Origin of the sequence: Spirillospora sp. NPDC052242, assembly GCF_040679555.1 — a bacterium.
Classification (GTDB): Bacteria; Actinomycetota; Actinomycetes; order Streptosporangiales; family Streptosporangiaceae; genus Spirillospora.
The window spans coordinates 45,761-53,401 of the sequence record NZ_JBFAUZ010000063.1; the positions used below are offsets into that span (position 1 = coordinate 45,761).

At 72.2% G+C, this 7,641-nt stretch carries 9 protein-coding genes and 1 pseudogene; 3 read left to right on the forward strand and 7 right to left on the reverse strand.

Annotated features, from left to right (window positions below):
- Positions 1-472 precede the first annotated feature (472 nt).
- Together AB0L25_RS36300 and AB0L25_RS36305 are read right to left on the reverse strand one after the other, a co-directional pair.
- Complete coding sequence (locus AB0L25_RS36300) at positions 473-646, reverse strand: hypothetical protein (RefSeq protein ID WP_500177587.1); 174 nt, start codon at positions 644-646, stop codon at positions 473-475.
- A gap of 101 nt (positions 647-747) precedes the next feature.
- Positions 748-1,248, reverse strand: a pseudogene (locus AB0L25_RS36305) (LysR family transcriptional regulator); the annotation flags it as partial.
- Between the two features lie 331 nt (positions 1,249-1,579).
- Between AB0L25_RS36305 and AB0L25_RS36310 the strand changes: the two are divergent.
- Positions 1,580-1,843 carry a hypothetical protein gene (locus AB0L25_RS36310; RefSeq protein WP_500177574.1) on the forward strand — a complete coding sequence of 88 codons (264 nt, stop codon included), beginning with the start codon at positions 1,580-1,582 and terminating at the stop codon, positions 1,841-1,843.
- 134 nt (positions 1,844-1,977) lie between these two features.
- Here the strand turns inward: AB0L25_RS36310 and AB0L25_RS36315 are convergent, their stop codons facing one another.
- From AB0L25_RS36315 to AB0L25_RS36325, 3 genes are all read right to left on the reverse strand, one after another.
- Complete coding sequence (locus AB0L25_RS36315) at positions 1,978-2,367, reverse strand: STAS domain-containing protein (RefSeq protein WP_500177576.1); 390 nt, start codon at positions 2,365-2,367, stop codon at positions 1,978-1,980.
- A gap of 36 nt (positions 2,368-2,403) precedes the next feature.
- The gene (locus tag AB0L25_RS36320; RefSeq protein ID WP_500177578.1) at positions 2,404-2,979 is read right to left on the reverse strand and encodes a DUF5994 family protein; all 576 of its coding nucleotides are present in this window, start codon (positions 2,977-2,979) and stop codon (positions 2,404-2,406) included.
- A 433-nt stretch (positions 2,980-3,412) separates the two neighbouring features.
- The gene (locus tag AB0L25_RS36325) at positions 3,413-3,904 is read right to left on the reverse strand and encodes an STAS domain-containing protein (protein ID WP_500177579.1); all 492 of its coding nucleotides are present in this window, start codon (positions 3,902-3,904) and stop codon (positions 3,413-3,415) included.
- 183 nt (positions 3,905-4,087) lie between these two features.
- On the opposite strand from AB0L25_RS36325, the gene AB0L25_RS36330 reads away from it, so the two are divergent.
- Entirely contained in the window at positions 4,088-5,788 is a 1,701-nt protein-coding gene (locus AB0L25_RS36330) for a SpoIIE family protein phosphatase (protein ID WP_500177581.1), read from the forward strand.
- Positions 5,789-5,798: 10 nt separating this feature from the next.
- On the opposite strand, the gene AB0L25_RS36335 is transcribed toward AB0L25_RS36330, so the two are convergent.
- Positions 5,799-6,224, reverse strand: a complete 426-nt coding sequence (locus AB0L25_RS36335) for a hypothetical protein (RefSeq protein ID WP_500177582.1) — start codon at positions 6,222-6,224, stop codon at positions 5,799-5,801.
- 262 nt (positions 6,225-6,486) lie between these two features.
- On the opposite strand from AB0L25_RS36335, the gene AB0L25_RS36340 reads away from it, so the two are divergent.
- On the forward strand, positions 6,487-7,104 hold the full coding sequence (locus AB0L25_RS36340) for a GAF domain-containing protein (RefSeq protein ID WP_500177583.1): 618 nt from the start codon (positions 6,487-6,489) through the stop codon (positions 7,102-7,104).
- A gap of 36 nt (positions 7,105-7,140) precedes the next feature.
- Here the strand turns inward: AB0L25_RS36340 and AB0L25_RS36345 are convergent, their stop codons facing one another.
- The gene (locus AB0L25_RS36345) at positions 7,141-7,404 is read right to left on the reverse strand and encodes a MerR family transcriptional regulator (protein ID WP_500177586.1); all 264 of its coding nucleotides are present in this window, start codon (positions 7,402-7,404) and stop codon (positions 7,141-7,143) included.
- Positions 7,405-7,641 lie beyond the last annotated feature (237 nt).

Sequence of the window (7,641 nt, forward strand, 5' to 3'; positions counted from 1 at the left end):
GAAGTGTTCACGGCGGCATATAAGATCACCGTGAGCATTGGTGCCGCACGAGCTGCGTCGTCCCGGCCCATATCCCGAACTCGGACCGCAGGTACCGGGACGGCCACGGCACGAGCAGCCGATTCGTCCGGTCCTGCGGCGAGAACGCTCGTACGGTCAGGGGTTTCTCACGCATCTCGCGAGGTCTTCCAGTGAGACGCCGTGTGCTCGCCTATGGTTCACGAAACCGAGGAAGCAATCGGGCGCGCTCCGAGCGCACTTCCATAACCTGGCCGTTTTGACGGAGTGGTCATTACTCGATATCGGGAGCCGCCGTCAACACCTTCCCGAGATCTACGTGTCGGCGCACGATTTGCGGTTCGGCGACGCGGCCCTGTCCGACTCGAACCGGGCAACGGCGTCTTCTCGCGACAAGGATGCAGATGGGGGAAATGCCGCAGCTATTGCGGCCGGCCCATCGACCGGACGAGGGTCAGCCGGTCGGCTCGTCCGCGGTGACCAGCCAGCCGAGCCGTTCGGACATGCGCCGGGCGCACGCGACGACGGCGCGCACGTGGTCGGAATCGTCGGCCGCGCGCCACAGGATCGACCAGGGATGGAACGAGGCCGGTTCGGTGAGCGGGCGCCAGATCGTCCCCGGGAGCACGGAGTGCAGGAGGACGGCACGCAGTAGAGCCAGCGGCCCTGGGCGACCAGAGAGGACGCGGCGCGTGCCGGCGCGGCGCGGCCGATGCCCACGTCGAGGCGCCCGTCCACGAGTCGCCGGTACTGCTCGGGGACGCCGGCCTCCACCTGGTGGATCACGAGGTCCGGATAGAGCGCCTGGGCCTCGTGAAGGATCTGCGGCATCGAGTCGTAACCGGCGTCGATGATGCCCACCCGCAACGCCGGGGAGCTTCCCTGCGCGGTGCGGGCGACCTGGGCGGCGCGCTCCACGTGAGCGAGGATCTGCCGTGCCTCGACCAGGAAGGCGGCCCCGGCCGGGGTCAGGGCCACATGGTGCGTGGTGCGATCCAGGAGGCGCACGCCCAGCTCCCGCTCCAGCCGCTGCACCTGCCGGCTCAGCGCCGACTGCACGATGTGCTCGCGGACGGCGGCGCGGCCGAAATTGAGCTCCTCGGACACGGCCACGAAATAGCGGAGCTGGCGCAGTTCCACATCTCCCACCTTCTGAGCTGGAACGGCGAGACCTGCCCACGGCGGCCTACATTGCGGCCGCATCGCGCCATGGTCGCCGTCGACGGTCATCGCCTCGGCTGATGACTCTTGCCAGAATTGCCCGATTCGGCCCGGCCGTAGAACGAGGTCGACTGGCGAGTGAGCGCTCCCCGTACCGAGCGGTCGCGTTCATTTGGGTCAGCGAGATTCCCCGCGGAGCGGAGGGTCAGGACCGCGATCGCTCCACACAGCGGCGGTGTATGGACGAGGACGATGCCGGCGCTCGGAAAGGAAGGTTCTTAACGGGCCGCTGCTTTGCGAGACCGACCGGCGGTCCTCGAACTCATGGCTCGTTCAGGAGTCCGCTTATGGGCATCAGCGCCCGGATCATTCACCCGAGTCAACCGGAGGGCGGCACTCGATGCCGATAGCCGGCGGCATCGCCCTCCTGACGGCCGGGGCGATCATCGCCTTCGCCGTCACCGGATCCCTGCGGGGCATCGATCTGCATGTGGTGGGCACCATTCTGATGGTCGCCGGTGCGGCCCTGCTGCTGCTTCCGCTGCTCGGGCCCCGCACGCCGCGCCCGAGAGGATGGGGCGCCCGCAGCCGGCAGGACGCCATGGACGACGCGGCCGACGCGGCCGACGCGCGGCGAGGGGCACTCGATGACCATGAAAGATGAATACCTCCGGCTGATGAAGGGGCTCATCGGCGGCATGGCCGTTGCGCTGGTTCTCGTCTGCGTGCTCATCGCGGTTGTCGCCGTCGTCGGTCCCTGACCGGCCGCAGGTCGCCCGCGGCCGGTCCCGCTCCCGGTCAGGCCGCGGCTTCGGCGGGGAGGTTCCGGCCGGGGTGGACGGTGAGGATGCGGCCGAGGCCGGTGGCGCGGAGCAGCGCGGCGACCTCCGCGCTCGGGGCGGCCAGGCGGAGGGTGACGCCGAGCCCGGCGGCGCGCTGCCGGACGCCGATCAGCACGGCGAGTCCGGCCACGTCGGCGGACGTCACCTCACTCAGGTCGAGAATCAGCAGGCGGCCGCTGTGCCGCAACGCGGCGATCAGGTGCTCGCGCAGCGCCGGGGCCGCGGCGCCGTCCAGGACGCCGGACAGCGCGACGATGGTGTGACCGGGACGTCGGTGGGCGGGCATCCGCACCTCCTCGGGGGCGCGGCCCCCGGCGGCAGGCGAGGCGGTGGTGAAGGCGGCCATGACGGTCTCCGATCGCGGTGGTGTGGTGGTGCCGGATCAACGCGGCGCGAGGTCGTCGCGCAGTCGGCCGCCCTCGGCCTCCCAGGCGTTCTCCGAGTCGTTCCGGACGCCGCCCCGGCCCGTCGGGCCGGGGGGTTCGGCGAGGGCGGCCAGCAGGTCGGGGGTGTGCAGGTGGTTGGCGGGGTGGGACGCCAGTTCCATCACCGCATCGGCTCCGGCGGGGGTCGTGGAGACCGGGACGGTCAGCAGATCGACGCGCCGGCCGTCGGCGTGGATCGCCGTGAGCAGCCCGGCCGGCAGGGAGTCGAACCAGCTCAGCCGAACCACGCGGGTGTCGGCCGGGCCGTCGATCCGCAGCCGGCGCGGCCGGTCGTCCCAGTCGTCCACCCGCAGCAGGACGTGGGTGACGGGGCGGTGGTCGTCGATGGGGCCGTGGTCTTGCAGAGCCAGGATCAGGCCCGGGAGCTCGGCGACGGGGTCGGCCGAGCGGGGCCACCAGGCGCCGTCCAGCGCCGTCCGCGCCGAGCCGGGGGGCGCCGCGGGGCGCAGCCGCAGCCGTGGAGTCGAGGGCGGTGACGGGCTGGTCGCCGTGCGGCGTTCGGTGGTCCGCATGTGCGGCACCTTCCTTGGAGAATCGTGCGATGCGGCGGGCCCGGTGCTCATCGGATGCGCTTGCGGGCCGGCGGGCGCAGCTGCGTGAGGCGAGCCGCGGCGAGGATGAGCGTGACCACGATTTCGTGGCCGCGCTCGCGCACCCGACCGGTCCGGCCTGCGGATCTGCTGATGCGGGGCCGGCGCGAAGTCGGCATGACTCCCCCTCTCGGGGGTGAGCCGGTGTGGTGGATCGTCCCTCAGAACGAGGACGCCTCCGTTGCCGGATATTTTAATCCTACTCGACAATTTAGCAGTATTCTCAAATTCTTGAATTTGATTTTCGGGGCACTTTTTCGGAATCCAGGGCCAGGATTCCTCGCCCTGCGGCGGCGATCATCGGGCCGACACGGACCCCGCGATGTCATCCGCGCTGCGCGGGTTGCGGCGGGGGTCAGGGGGTGGCGGGTTCCAGGGGCGGCGGGAGAGGGTGGCGGACGGCTCGGGGGAGGGTCGGGTAGGTCTGGAGGCCGTGTTCGGCGTCGTCGAGGACTCGTGCGACCTTCGAGCGGGGAGCGGCCAGGCGCATGGAGACGCCCAGGGACAGTGCGCGGTGCCAGGCGCCGAGCAGGGCGGACAGGCCGGCGGCGTCGCAAAACCACAGGTGGGACAGGTCGAGGACGAGGGTCTTCTGTTCGGCGTCCAGGAGTGCCAGCAGTCCTTCGTGGAGTGCGGGCGCGGTCACCATGTCGAGTTCGCCGTGCAGGGCGACGACGGTGTACGCGGGCTGGCGCACGACCGACAGGACGACTCTCGGGTGGATGTCGATGTGGCCTTCGGCCGTGTACGTGGTGCTCATCATGTCGCTCCGGCTGCGGGACGGTTCGCGGGCGGGCGTGGCGCCTCGCGGGACGTCGGCTCGGACGATCGCCGTTCGATCGTCCACGCCCGAAGGACCCGCGGCACTCCTGACGTTACGCCGCATATCGCCCGTCCAGCGGCAATGTGCCGCAAAATCTGCGGGCTCGCGGCCGCCTCGGGACGTCCGAAACGTCCAGCGCGGGTACCGGCCGTACGTATTCCGGGTGATGCTCAGGGAAAGGGCCTAGTGTTCGACCTGGGGGGAACAGTGCACAGTCAGGCGGACGACCCGGCGGTCGGGGTTCACGGCACCCTGGTCGAGGCGATGAACTCGGGTGTCCTGGCCACCGATGCCGCCGGCCGGATCACGGCCTGGAACCCCCGGGCCCAGCGGCTGCTGGGCTACAGCCGGGAGGAGGCGCTCGGCAGGGACGCCCACCGGCTGCTCCACCGGGACGCCGAGGGGTGCGTCCCCCCGGAGCGGGACTGCCTGCTGACGCGGGCGCTGCGCACCGGGGTTCCGGACCATGGGGACGGCGTGAAGCTGGCGCGTCGGGACGGGGGGCTGCTGACGTGCTCCTGGTCGTCCGCGCCGATCTACCCCGGGGGGCCGTCCATGGCCGGGGCCGAGGCGGCGGCCGGGCTCGTTCTCGTGTTCCAGGACGCCGCGGAGCGTTCGGTGATCGAGGACGAGCTGCGGGAGCGCATGACCCGGATGCGGCGGGCCATCTCCCGGCTGGAGCTGGTCGCCGAGATCACCACGGTGCTGTCCTCGACGCTGAACGAGGGGGAGGTGCTGCGGCGGCTCGTCCGGCTCGTGGTGCCCGCGCTCGGGGACTGGGCGGAGGTCGACCTGCTGGTCTCCGACGGGCGCGTCGAACGCGTCGCGACGACGCATCGGGAGTCCACGCCCGACGACGACGCCGCTCTGGAGGGGCCGCTGCCGCCCCTTCCCCGGACGCCCCGCGGTGCGCTCGCCCGGGTTCTGCGGGGCGGCGCGACCGTGGTGGTCGGCGAGGACGACCGGCCGGAGCCCGATGAGCCGCTGGACGCGGCCCGGTGCGATCTCTTCCGCGTCATGGGCACCCGCAGCGCGATCATCGTTCCGCTGACGGCCCGGGGCGAGGTCTACGGGGCGCTGACGCTGGGCCATTCCCGCTCCGGCCACCGGTACGGGACGGAGGACAGGCTCGTCGTCGAGGACATCGCCCGCCGCGTCGGCCTCGTGCTGGCCAACGTCCGGCTGTTCACCGCGCAGCGCAACACGGCGGAGGCCATGCAGCGCAGCCTGCTTCCCCCCTTGTACCAGCCGGGTGATCTCCAGTTGCAGGCCCGGTACCTGCCCGCCACCGAGGCGAGCCGGCTCGGCGGCGACTGGTACGACGCCTTCGAGCTGTCCGACGGCGCCACCGGCCTGGCCATCGGGGACGTCGTGGGCCACGACCTGCAGGCGGCGGCCCGGATGGCTCAGCTCCGCAACATGCTCAGGGCCTTGGCCTGGGATCGGCCCGCTCCCCCCAGCTCGGTGCTGGAACGGCTGGACGGTGCGATGGAAGCCGTGAGCGAGGCCGAGACGGCCACCGCGGTGTTCGCCCGGATCGAACGGACGGTCGCGGGCCACCGGCTGCGCTGGTGCAACGCCGGCCACCTCCCGCCGCTGCTGATCACGCGGGACGGCGACACGCTGTTCCTCGAGGAGCACGGGATGCTGCTCGGCGATCCCGAGTTCGCCGGGCCCCGCCCCGACGGCGTCCGCGCCCTCCCGCCGCTGTCCACCCTCCTGCTCTACACCGACGGCCTCGTCGAGACGCGGGACTCGGACTTGAGCGACCGCCTCGTCGGCCTGCGCCGCCACGCGTCCCGGCTGGCCCGGCTCCCGCTGCCCGAGCTGTGCGACCGGCTCATCGAGCGGATGTCCCCCGGCCGCGAGGACGACGTCGCGCTGCTCGCGCTCCGCGTCCAGGGCTGAGGCGCCTCCCTCAGAGCGCTTCGCTGATCCAGCTCCAGGTGCCGTCGTTGTGTTCCGCGCGGATGAGGTGCGCGCCGCTGGAGTCGGCGAGTTCGGCGATGGCCCGGGCCAGCCGGCGGTGGAAGTCGGGAGGCGGGCGGCCGCTCCCGGACGATCCTTCCAGCAGTGTCACGCTGACCTTCGCCTCGTCGCGGAGCTGGGCGGTCAGCCGGCCGGTGCCGTCCATCCGGAACATCACGATCGCGTCGGCGCGGACCATGTCGCAGCCGTCGGCAGCCGAGATCCACACTTGGGGCGACGCTCCGCCCATGATGATCGTCTCCTGAGTCGGTGGCCCTACCCCTTCAACATAGGCGACGCCGCTCGCCACGGGGCGATCGCGGGCGAAGGGCGTAGACTCGGGGGCGAACGAGGAGTTGTCGACGCGGGCGGCCATGCACGCGTCCCCCTGGTTCCTCGATACCCGGTCTCTCCGGAGATCCAGAAGGTTCGGCGCCGATGCCGCCGCGAGATCCCCGTCCGGGCGCGGACGCCCGACCGTCCCGGAGATCACCGCCGTCCGGGGCCGTCATGTCGACTTCCAGAGCCGCGCGGCTCTCGGATCGGAGAGGCAGCATGCCCACCGCCCGCACCGTCCGGAACCGCGAGCGCTTCGCGGGGCACGCTTCTCGGGATCGCCTGCGAGGCGGTGGGACGGCGTGAGCGGCGATGACCGGTCGTTCATCGGGTGGGGGCCGGTGCGGGCTCCGCGCGCCCTGGAGGACCGGGAGCGGGTCGCCGCGTCGTTCGACCTGATGGAGGCGGCCCTGAACGGGACCCGCCCGGCCGGCATGCTGACGCTCGTGGTGGAGCGCGCCCGGCTGCTGGCGCACGTCCCGCTGGCGTTCGTCGCCCTGCCCGACGCGGACGGCCACACGCTGCGGATCGAGGTCACGGCGGGCCCGGACGGCGACCGGGTGCGCGGGTCGACGGTGCGGCTCGGCCGGTCGATGCTCGGCCGGGTGTTCAGTTCGCGCCGTGCCCTGTCCGCGCGGGTCGCCGACGACCAGACGCCCGGTGTGCTGCCCGCGGGGCCGATCCTGATCCTGCCGCTGGAGACGGGCGAGGCCACCCGGGGCGTGCTCGCCGTCCTCGGACGTCCGGGCGCGCAGCCGTTCAGCCCGACCACGGCGCACCGGCTGCTGCTGTTCGCCGACATGGCCGCCCGCCTGATCGAGCTGGCCGAGGCGCGCCGCGCGATCGACCGGGGCGCCGACGAGCCGCACACCGTCCTCGCCTTCCCTTCGCCGCGGACCGTGCCGGGCCGGACGGACTAGGGCGCCGCCCCTCGGGAGGGGCGGCGGGGCTCGTCGCTAGTCGGGGCGGCGTTCGCGCTGGAGCCGGGCGTTGATGCGCTGGGCTTCGGCGAGCTGGTCTTCGAGGATGATGATGCGGCAGGCCGCGTCCAGCGGGGTGCCCTGGTCGACGAGGTCGCGGGCGCGCTGGGCGAGGCGCAGCTGGTAGCGGGAGTAGCGGCGGTGCCCGCCGGGCGACCGCTGCGGCACGAACAGCTTGGCGGTGTCCAGGCTCCGCAGGAACGCCGGGGTCACGCCGAGCATCTCGGCGGCGCGGCCCATGCTGTAGGCGGGGTAGTCGTCGTCGTCGAACTTGTCTTCGAGCTTGTCGTCGGGTGCGGCCCCTTGCGGACCGTGCGGCGGCGGCTGGTCGCCGGTCCGGGCCGGCTGGGGTGCTTTCACAAAACCTTCCGTACTGCTCTGGGAATGGTCGGCCGGGAAACGCAACGGGGGCCCCGGCGCCGATTGCGGCGCCCCGGGCCCCCCGGGACAAACCAAAAAAACGGAAAAGAAAACGAC